13 protein-coding genes and 1 pseudogene are annotated in these 18627 nt (G+C 71.7%); 4 read left to right on the forward strand and 10 right to left on the reverse strand.

Annotation, left to right across the window (positions count from 1 at the left end):
- Positions 1 to 10: 10 nt before the first annotated feature.
- Genes ACG83_RS08840 through ACG83_RS08850 form a run of 3 tightly spaced genes read right to left on the reverse strand, consistent with a single transcriptional unit; the run spans position 11 to position 4370 of the window.
- Complete coding sequence (locus ACG83_RS08840; RefSeq protein ID WP_054565686.1) at positions 11 to 1285, reverse strand: lanthionine synthetase C family protein; 1275 nt, start codon at positions 1283 to 1285, stop codon at positions 11 to 13.
- The gene (locus tag ACG83_RS08845) at positions 1279 to 4179 is read right to left on the reverse strand and encodes a lantibiotic dehydratase (RefSeq protein ID WP_054565687.1); all 2901 of its coding nucleotides are present in this window, start codon (positions 4177 to 4179) and stop codon (positions 1279 to 1281) included. The genes ACG83_RS08840 and ACG83_RS08845 overlap by 7 nt, the downstream gene beginning before the upstream one ends.
- An 11-nt stretch (positions 4180 to 4190) precedes the next feature.
- Complete coding sequence (locus tag ACG83_RS08850; RefSeq protein ID WP_054565688.1) at positions 4191 to 4370, reverse strand: hypothetical protein; 180 nt, start codon at positions 4368 to 4370, stop codon at positions 4191 to 4193.
- A 351-nt stretch (positions 4371 to 4721) separates the two neighbouring features.
- Between ACG83_RS08850 and ACG83_RS08855 the strand changes: the two genes are divergently transcribed.
- A complete protein-coding gene (locus ACG83_RS08855) occupies positions 4722 to 6296 on the forward strand; it encodes a hypothetical protein (RefSeq protein WP_235497874.1) in 1575 nt (524 codons plus the stop codon).
- Positions 6297 to 7012: 716 nt separating this feature from the next.
- On the opposite strand, the gene ACG83_RS08860 is transcribed toward ACG83_RS08855, so the two are convergent.
- From ACG83_RS08860 to ACG83_RS08875, 4 genes are all read right to left on the reverse strand, one after another.
- Positions 7013 to 9820, reverse strand: a complete 2808-nt coding sequence (locus ACG83_RS08860; RefSeq protein WP_054565690.1) for a cation-translocating P-type ATPase — start codon at positions 9818 to 9820, stop codon at positions 7013 to 7015.
- A 62-nt stretch (positions 9821 to 9882) separates the two neighbouring features.
- On the reverse strand, positions 9883 to 10062 hold the full coding sequence (locus tag ACG83_RS08865; RefSeq protein WP_054565691.1) for a hypothetical protein: 180 nt from the start codon (positions 10060 to 10062) through the stop codon (positions 9883 to 9885).
- Between the two features lie 148 nt (positions 10063 to 10210).
- On the reverse strand, positions 10211 to 11821 hold the full coding sequence (locus ACG83_RS08870) for a PepSY domain-containing protein (RefSeq protein ID WP_083473212.1): 1611 nt from the start codon (positions 11819 to 11821) through the stop codon (positions 10211 to 10213).
- A gap of 197 nt (positions 11822 to 12018) precedes the next feature.
- Positions 12019 to 12645, reverse strand: a complete 627-nt coding sequence (locus ACG83_RS08875) for a hypothetical protein (RefSeq protein WP_054565693.1) — start codon at positions 12643 to 12645, stop codon at positions 12019 to 12021.
- Between the two features lie 234 nt (positions 12646 to 12879).
- Here ACG83_RS08875 and ACG83_RS08880 point away from each other — a divergent pair, with 234 nt between their 5' ends.
- From ACG83_RS08880 to ACG83_RS08890, 3 genes are all read left to right on the forward strand, one after another.
- Positions 12880 to 13515 (forward strand): hypothetical protein, encoded by a 636-nt coding sequence (locus tag ACG83_RS08880; RefSeq protein ID WP_235497800.1) that lies wholly within the window; start codon positions 12880 to 12882, stop codon positions 13513 to 13515.
- Between the two features lie 539 nt (positions 13516 to 14054).
- Entirely contained in the window at positions 14055 to 14774 is a 720-nt protein-coding gene (locus tag ACG83_RS08885) for a thioredoxin domain-containing protein (RefSeq protein ID WP_054565695.1), read from the forward strand.
- 428 nt (positions 14775 to 15202) lie between these two features.
- Positions 15203 to 15433: a hypothetical protein gene (locus ACG83_RS08890; protein WP_054565696.1), complete on the forward strand. Its 231-nt coding sequence runs from the start codon at positions 15203 to 15205 to the stop codon at positions 15431 to 15433.
- A 96-nt stretch (positions 15434 to 15529) separates the two neighbouring features.
- Here the strand turns inward: ACG83_RS08890 and ACG83_RS08895 are convergent.
- The 3 genes and pseudogenes from ACG83_RS08895 to ACG83_RS08905 form a co-directional block, all read right to left on the reverse strand.
- Positions 15530 to 16246, reverse strand: a pseudogene (locus tag ACG83_RS08895) (ABC transporter ATP-binding protein); the annotation flags it as partial.
- Between the two features lie 205 nt (positions 16247 to 16451).
- Complete coding sequence (locus tag ACG83_RS08900) at positions 16452 to 17450, reverse strand: FecCD family ABC transporter permease (protein ID WP_369812876.1); 999 nt, start codon at positions 17448 to 17450, stop codon at positions 16452 to 16454.
- A 98-nt stretch (positions 17451 to 17548) separates the two neighbouring features.
- Entirely contained in the window at positions 17549 to 18610 is a 1062-nt protein-coding gene (locus ACG83_RS08905) for an ABC transporter substrate-binding protein (RefSeq protein WP_054565697.1), read from the reverse strand.
- Positions 18611 to 18627 lie beyond the last annotated feature (17 nt).

Below are 18627 nucleotides of genomic sequence, written 5' to 3' on the forward strand. Positions count from 1 at the left end.
TCAGGCGGGGTCAGGACAACAGCAGCAGGACGTCCCAAGTCGCGCGCAGATCCTCGGGAACGGGGAAGGCGGCATGCTCGGCGAGCGCGAGCGCCGTTCCGGCTGCGCCGGTGAGGAAACCGGGCCGGTCGGTGGCGATGCTGCCAGCGACGTGGGCGAAGCCGAAGCGGCGCGTGGGGTCGAACGCGTCGGCAACGGCGGCCGCGGCGTGCTCGGCGACAACTGTGCTGTGCATGGCGCCGGCGGAGCGGAGGACGCCGGCATATCCGTGACAGAGGGTTGGCCCTTCGGCATCCCAGCAGCCCGGCCGTTCTGCGAGGAGACGTAAGGCGTCGCGGGCGGCCTCCTCCACTGCGGGTTCTTGGGCGGCCTGGCCGGCGAGCGAGAGCGCGCGGCTGATGCCGGGAATGCCGTAGCACCAGGCGTCGGCGCGTCCGGTTGGCGGGGCGGCGTGGCCGGCGTCGAGGTCATCGCCGGTGATGTGCGGAGGCCAGGTCCCGGTGTGTTCGTCACGCCAGCGCAGCAACCATGCGGCGGCGTGAGTGATGGCGTCACGTTGACCGGCGACGGTGCATCCGGCCAGGTGCGCGGTGGCGAGGAACGCGAGGGGCCCCGCGATCCCATGGGCCATGCCCGTGGTCGCCGCGCCCGAGGAGTGCGCGGTGACGGCCTCTGGGTGGCGGTCGGCGGGCAGCCACCAGCCGGGGCGGCTTCCGGCCCTGTGGTTGATCAGCTTCGTGAGGGTGGTGAGCGCGGCCACCAGCCCCGGCTCGGCGGCGGCGTGCCCCGATCGGTGGGCGGCGAGCAGGACCCTGCCGGTCCCGGCGAGCCCCGTGATGACGTCGTAGACGTGCCAGGGCGTGTCCATCGCTCCGTGGGCGAAGGCTGCGCGGTGATGCTCGGCGAGGGCGACGGCCTGTGCGGACAGCCAGCGGGCGGCCCTGGCCGTGCTCGTGGCGTGGCTGGTCGGGTCCGGGAGGTAGGACACACCGATGATCAGCGACGCGGCCAGGCCAGCACCGGCGTGGAACACGCCCGTGCGGTGAAGGTCTCGCGGGGTCTGGCGGGCGGCATGGGTCCAGTGGTCCGCTGCTGCCGTCGCGAAATCCGGATGGACGACTGCCAGCCGAGCGTGGAGCAGCGCCGTTCCAGGCAGGCCGTCAGCGAGACTGCCCGCGGCCTCGGCCGGGAGAGCGGCCGTGACGGTCTCGGGACGCAGCAGTCGTTCGGCGACGGCAAGGCATTGCTGCTCAGCGTTGCCGCCCAGTGCATCGCTGGTCACCACGATGCTGTCTCGCGGGCGAGGAGGTTGGTAGCCAGAACCCTGGCGAGCCGCTCCTGGGCGGTGTCCCCGAGGAGCCGGTTGGCGTGCATGTGGAACACAGAAGACGCGCAGTCCGCGCGCCGGTCGGCGGGCAGACGATCATGATACGCGTGCAGTGCATTCAGGTATACGTCCCAGGCAGGGTGGGATGGGGGGAGGGCGGCTGTGCCGTCACGGGCCGCGTCGTTCACGAGACGGCGCAGATCGGCGAGGCGGCGGTGGGCGGCCCGGTCGAGGCGAGGCCGGCCAAGCGCGGTGCGATCACCGTTGGCGAGTGCGCGTGCCACCGTCGCCGCAGTCAGCGCGGCCATAACGAGCCGCTGATCAGGTTCATGGGCCGCGGTCAGCATGGCGAGAACCAGGTCGCTGTCGGCGGCGAAGACGTCCTCGGCTGCCTCGATCGCTGTCGGGCCGCCGTAGCGTTCGATCTCCTGGTCGTAGGGCTCGACGCTGAATCCGTGGGCGAGAGCGTCCGTCACCAGACTCGCGCCCCATTGGGAGACTTCGGGCAGGAGTTCGCCGCCGAGTACGGCCGGGACCCCGTGGAAGCGGACCCGCAGGTGTGGGCCGAGGGCCTTGGTGCGGTAGCGCAGCCAGAACCAGCGGTCGAACATGCCGCGCATGCGCGGGAGGAGCCTGGCGAGGTCGGTGAGGATCTCGTCGTGCTGGGCCGCCGGTGCGCCGATCGCGAGCGACAACCACGGGCCACCCGGCAAGTAGTGCCCGGCCCTCGCTGGCCGAGGCAGCGCGATGCGCGGACGAGTCGGGGTCGGCGGGGGCGCCGTGGCGGCGAGCGGGATGACGAGTTCGAGCAGATGGCGACCGGACCGCCCGGTTACGACGTCCTGGACCGTGCCGTCGCCGCCGGGCTGTTCGGTGATGGCCCGCAGGCCGCGTCGTACATAGCGGCGCAGCAGCTCCACGTCCCGCGGATCGTCGAGGTCGAGCGGGAGCTGCCGTTCGTCATCGTCGGTGACTACCACGGTCGGAGGCGGCGGGACGGTGGACGTCTGCCAAGAGCGCAGATGTGCCGGCCAGGCCGCGATGTCGCGCGCGGCGTCTGTCAGCGGCCTCGGCAAGCGCCACCGCGCAGGGGCGAGAATCGTCGACCGGTACCGCACCCGTGGCTGGAACGCGGTGTCACGCAGCGACCCCCAGGAGAACAGGCGCCACGGGCGGCACCCGGACCGGCTCAGCAGCGCCAGTAGTCGGGCCTCCGCCGGTAGGTAGCGAGGCCCGATCCGCGAGTTCAGGACCGGCATGACCTGACAGCGGCGATCCCGGGACCAGAGTGTGAGGCGCGTAGCGTCGGCCACGAGCAGCAAGTCGTCGAGGCGAAGATCACCTGGCCGGGCGGGGAACCCGACGGGAATACGGATCGGGGCGACACCGGTCGGCGGGGCGATTGTCGCCAGCACCGGAATGCGGGGCCGGGCCACCACCTCCGCGACGAGCGCGCCCGCTGGTGGGTCGGCCACGCGCGGCGTAGTACCCGGAAGCAGCGAGGTGAACCGGCCGGCGCTCGACCCGGCGTCCTGGGTGCCACCGACGTAGAGCGCCAGGTGCAGCCGGCCGGCGGCCAGGTCCTCCTCGGAGACGGCGAGAACACGGGCGTACGCCTCCGCGCCTGGCGGCGGTGGGTCGGTGCCGGGCACCGCGAGCGCGGCAACGGTGGCATCGTCCAGGATGATTTCAGTCCGTCCGTGGGCGGTCGCGTCACCGAGCAGAGCGGCGAGGACCGCGAGTCGTTCCGCAGGCACGTCCGCGGGTTCGATGCTGGTCTCGATGCCCTCAGCCCCCAACCCGATGACCGGATCGAGGACATCGACGAGCGGGACGAACCGGCCGTGGCCCCACCGGTCGACGAAACGGGCGTGGTAGGCGGCGAGCGTGGGCTTGGTACAGCTCATCATCCACAGCACGCTGACGGCCTCGGCGGCGTCCTCCAGCAGCGCGCGCGGCACGGTGATGGCCGCGTCGGCGGCGACGTCCACGCACAGCGGGTTGTCCTGGCCGCAGATGCGGGCGGATGCCTCCCGCGCGGCGGCCAGGGCCGCGAGACGGGGCGTTGACCCCAAGGGGAGCAGGTCAGCGGCGTGGAGGCGGGATAGGAGATCTTCCAACGGGCCGAGAACGTCGCAGCCGTCGGGCAGGCGGGAGAGCAGATGAAGGAGAGGATCGTCGCCCAGGTCGATGGGCAGTAGGTCGGTCAGCAGGAACCCCTGACGGGTCATCTCGATGACCATGCCGCGCAGCGTCGGCTCCGGGACGGCCGGCCAGCGCACACCGACGGCGGCGCTGACAGCGTTGTACCGGGCCCCTTGCTCACATGACCGCAGGACGAGGGCACTCGCCGCGGTTGCACGGATGGTCACAAGCTGCGGTGTGCCCGCACCGAGCGGCTGCTGCTCGTGCTCGAACCGCTGGCCCCGGCGCCGGACCAGGTTGTTCGTCGTGAACGTGAGTCGCTCCAGCACTCCGGGAACGTCCATGAGCTGGTCGGCGAGGGCGGTCAGCGATACCGGGCTCGGGCCGCTGCGGGGGCGGTGATCGCCGTCGAGACGCAGCGCGCAGCCACGCTCGCCGACGACCACCCTCTGGACACCAGCGAACACGGCTCGCGGTGTCGGACGCAGCCGTGCCCGACGGTCAAAGGCGCGAAGAGTCTCCGCGAGGCGCCCGGCGCCGGACGTGCCGAGGACCGAGGGAACAGCCCCGCGGGAGGTGAGCGTGATCCCTTCGACCACCAACGGGTCCAGACCGCGGCCCTCTCCGTCACCGCCATCCATAGGCAGCAGCGGGATGCGCGCCAGCACCGCGGCGCCCGGCAACGGCGTGAACAGCCGCGAACGCATGAGGGGACTCGCTAGCCGCAGTTCTGGCAGGTGGCCGAGCAGCCGACGCTTGGGCAGGTGGCCGAACAGCCGTCGTCCGTGCAGTCCGACGTCGTGTTCGACCCGGAGACGTCGGCCACCGGCACCGCCTGGGTATCGAGGTCGAACAGGTCCGCGGTGAGGCGATCAAGAACCGCTGCGTCCTCCGGCATGAGAACTCCCTTTACGATAGGCCGTCACATGGGCGGCCAAGTCCTACGCGAACTGGGACACGTCGCGACCCATTGCAGTCAGGGTGTGACAGCACCACCTCAACTGTGACAGTCAGAAGTCACGCTGGTTGGCCAATTCGGCGCTTGCGCGTCCTGACCCGGACAGCGCTCACGAAACGCCGGAGACGAGACACCCAGGCCTGAACACCTCGAGCGTTGCTTCTGTGTGGGGGAGATGGCTATGCCGGAGATCCGATAACAGGCATACACAACACGCATGGACATCGTCACCAGGAGTCCTAGTCTGCGCCGATAGTGATGCGCTGCGGACCAGGACCTGAGTGGGTGGAGATGGCGACGGCACGGATGAGCCTGCGCGAGGAGCAGGACGATCTTCGTTCCCGTATGCGGGCGCTGGGGATGGGACACGGTGAGATCGCGGCTGAGTTCGCGAGGCGTTACCGGTTGCGGCCACGGGCGGCGTGGCGTCATGCCCACGGCTGGACGTTGAGCCAGGCCGCGCGCCAGATCAACGATGCCGCTGCACGCACCGGATTCGACGAGGACGGGCGAGCTCCGATGACCGGGCCGCGCCTGTGCGAAGTGGAGAAATGGCCAGCTCAGTCCAGGGCACGGCCCACCCCGCGTGTTCTCGCGCTGCTGGCGGTTGCCTACGGTGCTCCGGTCGGCGGTCTTCTCGATCTCGACGACTATGAGAACTACACGGCCGCCGATCGTCTCGTCCTGAGCACAATGACCGGGTCGGGTACGCCGACCTCGACGCTACGTGGCTCCGTCCCGGAAACCCGGGGCGAGTCTGGCGTTCGGCTCACGGACGGGCCGCGTGACGGTAGCCTGGGGGCGAGAGATCATGAGCTTGTCCGCAGTGCCCATGGGGTGGTTGTTGTGCCCGTTGACCGGCGCAGCTTTCTCGCGGGAGCCGGGCTGGTCGCTCCGCTCGCGGCGATGGAGCCCACCCGCCACACGGTGATCACGTCGCTCGCGCCTGACGACGGCGTACCGGGCGTTGACGAGTGGCGAGCGATCGTGCACGACTACAGCCTGAGCTACGGCACCGACCCCGCCGCCGACCTGTTGCGGCGACTCGACGCCGACCTGTCGATCCTGAGTGAAGTCGCGCGAGACGAGACCGACAGCACGGTCGTGCGCGAACTACGCCGCGTCGGGGCCCTACTGGCGGCTTTCACGGCACATGCCGCCGCGGATGTCGGTGACCTGCCGTCGTCTCGTCGCTGGTGGCGCACCGCGAAGCGGGCAGCCGACGCTTCCGGCGATGTACACGCGCGGCTGTGGACCCGCGGGCGCGAGATCGTCCGCGCGCTGTACGAACAGCGACCTGTTGCGGATGTCCTCGACCTCGTCGCCGAAGCCGACGCGATCGCCACCAGCGTCCACGCACCGCCCGCAGCGGTGCAGGACTACCTGGACGGGAAAGCGCGCGTCCTCGTCAGGGCGGGACGCGACGAGGAAGCACGAGACGTCCTGACCGAGGTGCAGATCAACTTCGAGCACCTACCGCCCGAGGTTTCCGGGGACACCACGTCGTGGTTCGGGTGGTCCGAACGCGCTCTGCATCTCGCCGAGAGCTACACCTACTCCCACCTCGGCGACTGGACCCGCGCCGACGGAGCCCAGACCGCCGCCTTGCATCTGTTTCCCGCCGCGAACCGGCGCGGGCCGGTTCTGGTCGACCTTCAGCGTGCGCTGTGCCAGGTCCGCAGCGGAGACATCGACAGCGGGATCGACGAGGCGTACACCGCGATGGCCGGGCTGCCACGGGCCCAGTACAACAGCCCCATCGTCCAGGTCAGCCGTGACGTGGCCACCGCCGCGCCGCCCACCGAATCGGGTCGGGAGAGCGTGCGAGCGTTCAGGGCATACCTACGCGATCTTCAGGTCGCCTAGCGGGTGACGACCACTGTCCTGATCTACCTCGCCGAGCCGCGTCGAGAGCTGGGAAGAAGCGCCTACCGTCGCTGACAAAGTCAGATCATTCCGTTGGCGGACCGGCGGATCGTGAGCGTTGCCGGCCTGATCTTGCGATCGTGTGCTCAATGGCGCTGGCTGTGGCCCCGCGGCCGACGCGCCCCCGGCTCCCGCAGCTCGCGTACGGCGTCGCCTCGCAACCGCACACTCGTGGCGTTCCCAGGTGTGGCATCGGTTGTCGGTATTTTCGGGTATCCAAGCGCGGCGCAGATGACGAACCCGATGAGCAGGGTGCCGCAGGTGGTGAGCCAGCCGTCGCGGTGGATCAGTCCCTGGTGCCGGTTCTGGGGCGGACGACGTCCGGCAGGTCGTCCAGGATCGGGACGCGCTGGTGGGTGTCGGGTGGGCCGATCCAGTGGCGGTGGTGGGCGCAGACGTGGCGGCGGTGTGGAAGCAGCTGGATGGCCCGTTTGTGTTGGGTAGGCGGGACCGCGACGGGAAGATGCTCAATGTCGCGTACATCTGGCGCGCGATGCCATGTCCGAAGCCAGTCGGCTCCGCCGCGATGCGTAGTTGCACCTATGGCCTGGCTAAATAGTTAGAATCTATGGATTCTACTGCTTGATCGACAGCATAATTCCCAGGTCAGAGCTTGATCGATTGGTTCGATCCCTTTAACGGATCGCCGACGCTGACTACTGACGGTAGCTGGCGTCGGTGATACGTCGGTGCGGTGCTGGAGCGGTGGACATGAGTCTCGGCGAGCACGGCGAAAAGCCTTCTTGCCCGAGAGCGGATATCGGGTCCACCGATGTGGGGGTGCCAGTCGAGGGCGTCCCAGAGGGGTGCCGTCCATCGTGGGTGGCCGGTGAGAAGCACCGTAGCCGCAGAGAGTTGCCGAGTACGGCGAGGCTGGAGCAGGCCATCGCGGCGCCGGCGGCCCAGGTCGGGAGGATGCCGGCGGCGGCCAGGGGGATCATCACGATGTTGTAGCCGAAGGCCCAGGCGAGGTTCTGCCGGATGGTGCGTTCGACCCGGGCAGCGAGTGCGAGGGCGTCGGCGGCCGTGTGCAGGTCGGGTCGGACCAGGGTGATGTCGCTGGCGTGGATGGCGGCGTCGGCGCCGCTGCCCATCGCGATCCCCAAGTCTGCTTCGGCGAGGGCTGCGGCGTCGTTGACTCCGTCGCCGATCATCGCCACTCCGTGCCCGCTGTCGCGCAGGTGCCGGATGTGGTCGAGTTTGCCGGCGGGGGAGACGCCGGCGATTACTTCGTCCACGCCCACTGTGTTGGCGACTGTTCGTGCTGCGTGCGGGTTGTCGCCGGTGAGTAGTACGACGCGCAGTCCGGTGGCGCGCAGGCGGTGGATCGCGTCCCGGCTGGTGGGTCGTACCGGGTCGGCGAGGGTCAGGATGCCTCGTGCCCGTCCGCCCCAGCCGACGCAGACGGCTGTCTGGCCGCGGGTCTCAGTCTGGGCGAGGGACTCCTGCAGCGGGTGGGGGAGAGCTAGCCCGTGCTCCTCCATCAGCGCGGGAGTGCCCACGACGACTGGCTCGCCATTCACGGTTCCGGTCGCGCCTGCCCCTGGATGGGCCTGGAACGACTGGGCCGCGGCCACGGTCAGGCCTCGGGCGGCGGCTGCAGCGGTGACCGCCCGGGCGATCGGGTGCTCGCTGGCCTGCTCGACGGCCGCGGCCCGGCGCAGCAGCTCTGCCTCGCCGTCGTCCCTTCCGCTGTCGTGGGGGCCGGTGATGTCCGTGACCGTGATGCCGGTGACGGTGATCTGGCCGGTGGTCACCGTGCCGGTCTTGTCGAGCACCAGGGTGTCGATGCGGTGTGCGGCTTCCAATGCCGCCGGGCCGGAGATGAGTATTCCGAGGTGGGCGCCCCGGCCCGTGCCGGCGAGTAGTGCTGCCGGGGTCGCGAGCCCCAGGGCGCAGGGGCAGGCGACCAGCAGTACCGAGATCGCCGCCTCGACAGCGGTGGACGTCGCCGCGCCGGAGACGAGCCATCCGGCGGCGGTGGCCGCGGCGATGAGGAGAACCGCCGGCACGAAGACCGCGGAGAGCCGGTCGGCGTGCCGCTGCGCCGCGGCCCGGCCGGTCTGGGCGTCCTGCACGAGCCGGGTGATGTGCGCGAGCGCGGTGTCGGCGCCGACGCGGGTCGCCCGCACGACCAGCGCGCCGGTGCCGTTCACGGATCCGCCGGTGACCTCGGTGCCGGCGGTCACGTCGACCGGGATGCTCTCGCCGGTGAGCAGGGACAGGTCCACGGTGGACGTCCCATCGACGACCACGCCGTCGGCCGGGATCCGCTCGCCGGGCCGGACGAGTACCTGGTCCCCGACGAGGAGGTCGGCGGCGGGCCGTGGCCGCTGGCTGCCGTCGGGTAGCAGCACGGTCGCGTCGTGGGCGGCGAGCGCGGCCAGGTCGGCCAGCGCCGAACCGGTGCCGCGCCGGGCACGGGCCTCCATCCAGCGCCCGACCAGCAGGCTCAGGGTGAGCACGCAGGCGATCTCGGCGGCGTGCGTGGCGTGGCCCGCGTGCTCCGCACCGGCAGTGCCGCCCACCGGGCCGGCGGTGCTGTGATGATGGGAGCCCAGCCCGTGGACGTTCCCGGCTGGGAGGGTGCCGGAGGTCGGCCCGCCCAGCGCGTCCGCGAGGGTCACGGCCACCGCCCACCCGAACGATACGAGTACGCCGAGACTGACCAGAGTGTCCATCCGGGTCGCGTGGTGGCGCAGGCTTTTCCAGGCGGCCCGGTGGAACGGCCAGGCTCCCCACAGCACGACGGGCCCTGCGACCAGCAGTGTCAGCCAGCCCGGCAGGTCCGGGACGCCCGGCACCATCGCGGCGGCGACCACGACCACGGTCGGTGCGGCCACCACGAGAGCACGCCGACGCCAGCGCTCCGCCTCATCCTGCCCCGGGTCCCGCGGCTCGCCGCCTGGTTGCCCGGGTCCGGTACCTGGTTGCCGGCCGCCCGACTGCTCGGAAACCGGATGATCGGGATCGTCCGACGAGCCGGCATCCCCCGGATCACCGGGTGCCCGGTCGACGGACGCCGCGACGACGCTCCCGCGGACACCCGCGCTGTCCTGCGCGGGCCCGCTCATGGCGGGAGCCGCGACGAACTCCGGAATGGCTGCCGGCATGTCGGCGGCCGGGGCGGCGGGTGGCCGGCGCGGCGTGATGACCCTGGCCTCGTAGCCCGCACGCTCCACCGCGGAGACCAGCGCCGTGTCATCCGCCGAGGCCGCGTCGGCCCAGGTCACCGCTGCGCGGTGGGTGGCCAGGTTCACCACCGCCGACGCGCCCTCGACCCGGTTCAGCACCTTCTCGACCCGGCGTGCGCAGGCCGCGCAGGTCATCCCGGACACCGCGAGCTCCACGCGCGGCCCGGTCGCGGCAGGGCCAGCCTGCGGAGCTCGGGGCAGCGGGGCCGCCATCGCTCCTGAGCTGGCCGACCCGGCTTCGCTGATGTCGTGGGCTGTCGGAGTGGACATCGCGCTCCTGTGCCTGGTGGATCTCCGCACCGAGATCCCTGTCGCGAGCGTAAGCGAACGACCTACCCGGGGTAATGACTGGACGGATCGAGTGCCTGACACAGGCTTCGGTGGAGCACTCCGCTGAACAGGTCGCGAACGTCGTCGACGAGCGTCGGATCCGCCCCCGCTGGTACCGGCGTGACGGTCTCGGCCTGCAGGGACAGCGTCTCGGCGTACACGGCACCGCGCAGCCGTCCCACCAGGAGCAGCCTCAGATCGATACCGGCGGTGACCCGCCGCTGTGGCGTCCGCTGCCCGGAACAGGCGTCCGGGCAGCGGACGGGCGCCGCCTGGCTTGGTGTGGCCTCAGGAAGCGGGGCCGGGCCAAGTCCAGGCGGCCTTCTCCGCTCAGGCTGCCGTGGTCTCCTGCTGCTGTCGCGTCCGGCGGCGTGCCACGCCGACCAGGATGTCGATCAGGATGAAGACACCCAGGGACACGCCGAGAACAGGCAGTGCCCAGCCGATCGCCGCGGTCACCAGGACGGTGACCACCAGGGCCGGTTTCGAGAGGTGCCGCCAGGTGCCGCGGGCGGGCGGGGCACCGACGATCCGGGTGCGGTCGGCGCGGGTGGGGCGGCGCTGCCACCACATGCGGTAGCCCCAGACGATCAGGCAGATCAGGCCGAGCGCGAGGCTGGCCAGCAGGATCTGGTTCGGGAGGCCGAGCAGGATCCCCATGTGCGCCATGATCCCGAAGTAGCTGAGCTGGGCGAGCAGCGGCCAGTCCGAGAAACGCAGCTTGTGGACGACTGTTCCGTCGGCGTCGATGGCCACCTTGTCGCCCCGTATCGGCCAGGTGTTGTCGGTCTGGGCGACGGACCAGGCGGTGCCGGCCTCGGCGGGTGGGCTGATGTCGACCGGCCCGTCCAGGCCGGCCCTGCGGGCCGCCGTGAGCACCGTGTCCACGGGCTCTGTACCCGGCCCCTCCGCTGAGGTGTCGTCACCGGAACCGCTGCCCCCGTGCCCCTCGTGCCCCGCACCGCCACTGGCGGACGCGGTCGCGGCGGCCGGCAGGGTGGTGTCGAGGCTGGGCCGCTCGCCGTTCAGTTCCGCCTTCAGGTCGGAGAAGTGCCCGCCGGCGTAGGTGGACCATGTCAGGCCGGTCGCGGAGAGGAACAGCAGACCGGCGACGAGCCAGACCCCGAGGCTTCCGTGCCAGCCCAGGGTGCGCCGCCGCCCGCGGGCGGTCAGGTCGGGCAGCAGCACCGTGCGCGCCCCGCTCCGGCGGCGCCGGCGGGCCAGCCACAGCACCAGCCCGCCCAGCGCGATGACCCATAGCCAGCTCGCGGCGAACTCCGAGTAGTACAGGCCGGTGTCGCCCAGGTGCAGGTTGATGTGCAGCTGGTCCAGCCAGGTCGTCAGAGGGGTGCTCCCCCACCAGGTGACCAGCGCGCCCTGGACCTCGCCCGTGTACGGGTCGACGTAGACGGTGCGCTGCTTGTCGCCGAGTGCCTCCTCGAACAGGACCACCTGGGTGGTGCGGTCCGGGGCCTCACCGGTGTGCACCGAACCGAAGGCGCCGTCCGGGTACGCGGCCAGGGCGGCGTCGATCTGTTCGGCCAGAGGCCGCTGGGCGGAGCCCACCTCGTCGACGAAGAACTCGTCCGCGTAGACGAGCCTGTCCAGCTGTGGGGTGAACGCGTAGGCGAGGCCGGTCGTCGCGGCCACCAGCAGGAACGGGGCGACCAGCACCCCGGCGTAGAAGTGCAGCCGCATCAGCAGCCATCGCCACCCACCGGACGCCGGGTCACCGGGCCTGGACCCCCACGCCGTGTCAGGCGTGCGGGGGGCGGGGATGGCAGGAGTACCGGTCGGGTCGCCGGCGGAACTGTCGAACGAAGTGTCGGCCGAGGGATCGGCCGGCGAGGCGGTCGGGGTGGCCGACGCGGGTGAGATCTCAGGTGCCGCGGTGGTGGCGGGCGTCGTGTCGTCGGGGGATGCCCCCGGCGGTTCGACCATGGTCACAGTGCTTCTCCGAACTGGCTTGTCGAGGCATGCGGCATCGCCGCGGCGCCGCGCGGATCAGCGCGGTCGCGTTCGCGGTCGGATCCCGTCCGGCGGCGGATGCCAGGCGCGGACGGGCGGTGACAGACGGATCCGGGCAGCGTGAACGAGCCGTCCGGCTCACGTACTGCGGACGGCGTCGACGGTGCGGATCAGGCCGGTGTCAGGGGCGGCGGGCCTCGACGAACGACGAGATGGACCAGCTGCGCCAGGGCAGGAGCCCGCCCGGCGGGAGGACGGCAGCGCAGAACGGCGCGGGCGGGAAGGGGACACCCGGTCTGCGGACGCAGGCGGCGACGCAGGCGTACCGCCGCCCTGCGCGCGACCGCCGCGGTCCGGCGCGCGACCCGCCACAGCAGCCGCTCTCCCGTGGAGAGCCACCAGGACAGCAGGAAGGCGGCGCAGAGGTGGGCGAGTGCCATCCGAGGCCCACCGGGCAGGAGATCGATTCCGTCCGCGCGGTGGGTGACGCCCTCCACCCCGCCTGCGGAATGATGATGGGAGGTCACGCTGTGAGCCGACCGTGCCGTCATGGCGAAGGCGAGGTGCAGACCTGCCTGGACCGTGATGACCAGCCCAACGATGCGCCGCGGCGACATCTGCCGGCCGGAGCAGCCCCAGCACACGCGGAACGCGAGGGCGAGGCCACAACCGGTTACGGGCAGGCTCGGTAGCTCGCCGCAGGCCGCCAGGTGCGCGACCACGGCGAGGGCGACTGCCATGGCGGCCAGGACCGAGGCGCGCACACCACGCCCGTTCGGTGTCGCCGCCCAGCTCACAAACCCGGCATCCTAGTGGGAAAGCAAGCAGATCTCAGGCGATCACCGCCGCGGACGGGACCATCTTCGATCGTCGGCATGCGGACGCGGTCGGGGTCGGACAGATCCAGGTCGCCGGAAAAGGGGATCGGTCGGGTCGATGAGCCGATCTACACTGGGAGCGTGACCGCCGGGGTGCCCGATCAGCCGGTCGACGCGTGGTGCGAGCCGGCGGCGATCGCTGTGGGCGCAGGCTTGCCCTTGTGGGCGGCGACCCGTAGCGGGCGTACCGTACGCGGTGCCGTCCTTGCGCTACTGACCGTCGCGCTGGCCGTCCTCGCGCACAGCGGGACCGAGCCGGCCGTGCCGGATCCGGCGGTGACCGTCGTCGGTTTTCTGCTCACCTGGCGGGTCGGATGGGGGCTGGCCGCGAGGCAGATCAGCCGCCGCAGGCTGATCGGGCTGGTGGTCGCCGCGCAGGGCTGTCTGCACCTCGCGTTCGCCATGGCCTCCCCGCCGGGGCGACATCCCGGGGCTGGGACCGGCATGGGGCACATCGTCGCCCATCATCCGGAGTCGGTACCGGGCCCGGCAGGGGTGGACCTCCTGCACGGCGGGCCGAGGGTGCTCGGTCTACACCTGCTCGCGGCGGTCTGCCTGGCCTGGTGGCTGGCCGCGGGCGAGCGGTTGCTCTGGCGCGCGGGCCGGCGCGCGGCCACGGCCACCCGGCGGATCGTCCGGCGGGTACGCCGCCGCCTCGCGGCACCGCCGCGCCCCGTCATCGATCCTCGACCCACGTGGTCCCACTTCTCACGAGCGGGTGCCCAGCGGCTGGTGCTCCTGCGGTACGCGGTGGCGCGGCGCGGGCCACCGCGCGCTCAGGCCCTCTGACACACCACCTCCCCGTTCGCTGGCGCCCGTGCGTGCCTGATGACCGTGAGCCGGCCGCTGGCCGCTGGGATGGTGCTGTCTACCCTGCGCTGCCATGACGCCCGCGCGACCGCGACGGGCATCTGCGGCGAACCGCGCGAACCACGGGCATCGCCGAGCCGATCCTCGGGCCGGCGCGGGCCGGTGTTCGTCCACGCGCGCACCCGCCCTGCATCGGACCGCTCTGCCTTCATCTCGGGCCCGCTCCACGGCGGGCGGGGATCGATGGCGCCCGGCGTGTCCGACGGCTCGGCCCGCCGTGGGCAGCCGCAGCCGGGGTCACCGCCGCACGCCCACTGCCCAAGAAGGCCCGACAAAAGCAGGGGCCAGTACCGGGAGTTCCGCATGAGTACAGACATCGCCTCGCCGGCTCCGCTGGATCGAGGCAACCGACCCTGCCGGAACCAGACCGCCAGTACCTCCTTCCTCCGCTCCTCAGGGCCGACCAAGCCGACCAGGCCGACCGGGACGACCCGACCCTCGGTTGGACAGGCCCCGGCATGACCGCCACTGACCAGGCCACTCGCCGCGCGAAGGCCGCCGCGGCACGGGAGACCGCCGAGCGGCGGCAGCGCCGCCGCCGCACGATCACCATCTCGGTCTGCGTGGCCGCCGCCCTGCTGCTTGTCGGGGGTATCGGTTTCGCTGTGCAGAGCGCGCGGACCGACACCTCAGGAGCCCTGGTGCCGGTCGGAGCGGCCGGCTCGGACGGCGGGATCGTCGTCGGGGATCCGTCGGCGCCGGTCACCGTGGACGTCTATGAGGACTTCCAGTGCCCGGTCTGCCGCGCATTCGAGGAACAGAGCGGTGACACCATCGGCTCTCTCATGGCCGCCAAGAAGATCAAAGTCTTCTACCACACTCTGGCCTTTCTGGGGCCCGAGTCCGAGCGGGCCGCGAACGCCGCGGCGGCGGCGGCCAACGAAGGAAAGTTCGCCGAATTCCATGACCTGTTGTTCGCCAACCAGCCGGAGGAGCGCTCGGGCGGATTCCAGAATGCGGAACTGGTCCATCTCGGCAGCCTTGTCGGGCTGACCTCCGCAGCATTTGTCGGGGCTGTGCACAAGGGGACTTACGGCGACTACATCGCCCAGGTCAACGATGCCGCGTCCCGCCGGGGGGTCCAGGGAACTCCCACCGTCTACGTCGACGGCGAGCGCCTTCAGACGAACGCCCTGACGCCCGCCGGCCTCAACGCGGCCGTCGCGGCGGCACGCTGACGCGTCGGTCGCGGATGGGTGCGCCGCGAGGCCCGCGGCGCACCCAACCCTCTGCCTCACAGGTCCTGAAGTGCCCCGGTACCTGTGGATGCGTTCCCGAGGCCCGGGTGGCGAGTGACCCCCGGAGACCTCGCGCTAGCCGGCCGGGCGTCGTGTGGCGAAGTAACGCGGAACGTCGTCCGGGCGGTGACCATGATTCGGTGGGCCGAGCGTCTGCATGGCCGCGTGCTGTTCCACCCGCTGCGGGGGTGGTAGGCGAAGCCCTGGCCGTGCGGGGCCCGTCCGGCAAGCCCCTTCGTCCCGCCTGAACGAGCCGGAATTCTCCGGGACCCCACGCCCGGGTCATCCTGGAAAGAATTCATGGTGATCCCGGCGATGTGCGGGTACAGTTTTTCTGGGAAATGTCAGCCAGCTTGTTGGGAGTTCAGATGTCCGTGCAGGGGAAGCATCTGCTGACGTTCTGCGGGAAGTGCAGCTGCGGCTGCCCGGAACTGTATGTCGACCACGACGCGCCCGCGGACCGGCGGGTCGTCCTGACCGACGATTTCGGGCAGCGTATCCAGATGAGTGTCGAACAGCTCGCGGTGATCGTCGAGGAGGCGCGGGCCGGCCGGATCACCGAGCTGGTGAACGGCGAGCTCGGCGCCGCCCTGGTCTGATCCCCGGATCCCGGCGGTGGCACGGGCGCCCGGGCGAGCAGCAGACCGTGAGTGCCGGCCAGGTGCCCGCGCCGCCGTGCCTGGCGCGGTTCGGAGTCAGTGGTCACCCACGGCTTGCCGGGGCGCGGGGGCCTGGCTGGTCAGAGGCTGGGCGGTGTAGGTGATGCGGATGACGCCGTCGGAGTGCCGCTCGACGGAGCCCGTCACACCGAACACCGCGTGCAGCACGTCGGACGTCAGCGCCTCGAGAACCGGACCGGCGCTGGCGACGCGGCCCCGGTCGAGGACGACGAGCTGGTCGCAGTAGCGAACCGCGAGGTCGAGGTCGTGCAGAACCGCGAGCGTGGTGACGCCGGTCGCCCGGACGAGGTCGAGCAGCTCGAAGCGGGCGCGGATGTCGAGATGGTTGGTCAGCTCGTCGAGGACGAGCAGGCGTGGTCGCTGGGCGAGCGCGCGGGCGAGCAGTACCCGCTGGCGCTCGCCGCCCGACAGCGTGTCGTAGAGCCGGTCGGCGTGCCCCACCGCCCCGGTCCGCTCCAGGGCTTCCTGGATGATGTCCCGGTCGGCGTCGCCGTGCCGGCTGAACAGGCCGTGGTGCGGGGTCCGTCCGTCGGCCACGACCTCGGCGACGGTGAGGGCCGCGGGCGGCTGGCCCGCCTGGAGGACGGCGGCGGTGCGGCGCGCGGAGTCGCGGGCGGACAGCTTCCAGACGTCCGCGCCGGCGACGAGCACCGCGCCGGTGCTGGGCCGCAGCGAGCGGTAGACGGTGCGCAGCAGGGTCGTCTTGCCGCTGCCGTTCGGCCCGACCAGGCCGGTGAGGCTTCCGGGCGCCGCGGCCAGGGTCACCCCGCGCAGGACCGGCGCCTCGCCGAGCTCGACGGCCACTCCGTCCAGCGACAGCCCGCCGGCCGCCTCCTCCCGTTCGCGGCCCGGGTCCTCGCGCCCGTTGTCCGGACCCGGCCCGGGGCCCGGTCGCAGTCCCGGGCAGCCTGTGCGGCCTCTGCGGCGGGTCATCGCGTCACCGGCCCGCGAGCGCGTCGTTACGGCGCAGCAGCCACAGGAAGAACGGCGCGCCGAACGCGGCGGTGAGGATGCCCAACGGCAGCTCGTTGGGCCGGTCGACGGTGCGGGAGAGCAGGTCGACGCACACCAGGTATCCGGCGCCGACGAGCGCGGCCAGCGGCAGGAGCCGGCGGTGGTCGGCGCCGAAGGCGAGCCGGGTGAGGTGGGGGATCATCAGACCCACGAAGCCGATGCCGCCGGCGACGGCGATCAGCACGCCGGTGAGCAGCGACGCGGCGAGCAGCAGTCCCACCCGCAGCCGGGTGACGTCGACGCCGAAGGCGATGGCCTGCTCCTCTCCATGGGCCAGCGCGTTGAGGCGGCGCCCGAGCGGGGCGAGTAGCGCCGTCACGACGGCGACGGTGGCGGCGGCCGGGGGGAGCTGGTCCCAGGTGGCCCCGGCGACGCTGCCAAGCAGCCAGAACATGACCTGTCGCAGCTGGTTCGGGTCGGCGGAGAGCTGCACGTAGCTGGTGACGGCCAGCAGCAGGTACCCGACGGCGACGCCGGCCAGGACAAGCCGGGTCGGGGCGAGCCGGCCGCGCCGCTGGCCGAGCAGGAAGACGGCCACCGCGGCGACCATCGCACCTCCGAAAGCCGCGGACGACACGCCGACGCCGCCGACGGCCCCGGAGCCGGCCGTGATCACGATGACGGCGCCCAGCGACGCCCCCGGGGACAGCCCCATCACGTAGGGGTCGGCGAGCGGGTTGTCGACCAGGGTCTGCAGGACGACGCCGGCCACGGCGAGCCCCGCGCCGCACAGGGCGGCGAGCAGCACCCTCGGCACCCGGTACTCCCAGACGATCTGGTCGACGACCGGGTCGAGCCCGGCCGTCCGGCCGGTGAGGTGGCCGGTGACCACCCGCCAGGTCTGCGGCAGGGGCACCGTGACGGCACCGACGCAGGCCGCCGCCAACATGATCAGGATGACCAGGCCGGTGAGGGCGAGCAGACAGCCGGGCAGGCCGACCCGCCCCAACGGCGCGGTGCGGACCGTGCCGGCGGTGCGGGTCGGTGCGGGTGCGGCGGCGCCCGCGGCCGGCCCGCCGCTCAGAAGGTGTCCGGGTGCAGCAGCTTCGCGATCTTCTCGACGGCCACGTCGTTGCTCGGGCCGAAGTAGATCGAGTCGGCGAGCACCAGGTAGCGGTTGGCGCGGGTCGCGTCCCACTGTGGGAACTGGGCGAGGATGGCCTTGGCCGCCTTGTCCGGGTCGGGGTTCATGTAGTTGACCACCAGGACCGCGTCGATGTCGGTCGAGGCCAGCTTCTCCTTGCTCACGGTCAGGAAGGTGTTGCCCGAGCTGTCGAGGAAGGGGTTGACCGCCCCGGCCTTGTCGAGGATGTCGTTCCACACCCCGGCACCGGCGATCGAGCTGAAGTCGTCGGCCCCCATACCCGGGAAGACCAGCAGCACGTTCGCGTCGGGCTTGCCCGCCAGGGCCTTCGTCACCTCGCCGATCCTGTCCTTCGAGGCCGCGATCACCTCCTGGGCCTTCCCGGAGACGTCGAAGATCTTCCCGAAGTCCCGCAGGATGGCGTAGCTGTCCTCGATGGTCGGCGCGCCGGCCGTCATCCCGTCCGTGCCGCAGGCACTCGCCGGGACGTAGCTGTTGGCACCGAGCTTGAGTAGGTCGTCGCGGGTGGCGAAGCCCGACGCCGCGTCGAACCCGCCGCCGTAGGTGGAGATGACCAGGTCGGGCCGCAGTCCGAGCATGGCCTCGCGCGGGATGTCCTGCAGGTCGTTCAGGGTGACCCCGCCCGTGGGCAGGGCGTCGATCGCCTCCGCGCGGCCGGGGACGTCCGAGGCGCCGTAGTTCTGCGCGTTGGCGACGATCCGGTCGGACACGCCGAGCTCGATCAGCGAGGACACCTCCGCCACCGAGCCGCCGTTCATCACCACGACCCGGCTCGGAGCCTTGTCGAAGGTGTATTTCCTCCCGCAGTTGGTGATCGTCAGCGGGTAGGTCGTCCTTCCCTCGGCCGCCCTCTGCGCGGCGGCCGTCGAGGCCCCTGTTGTCCCGTTCGCCGAACCGCCTGTGGTGTCGTCCGAACAGGACGTCACCACCAGCGCCAGCAGCAGCGCCCCCGCCGCGAATACCGGCCTGCCACGCATCGTCTTCCCGAACCCCC

This window comes from Frankia sp. R43, from assembly GCF_001306465.1.
Taxonomy (GTDB): domain Bacteria; phylum Actinomycetota; class Actinomycetes; order Frankiales; family Frankiaceae; genus Parafrankia; species Parafrankia irregularis.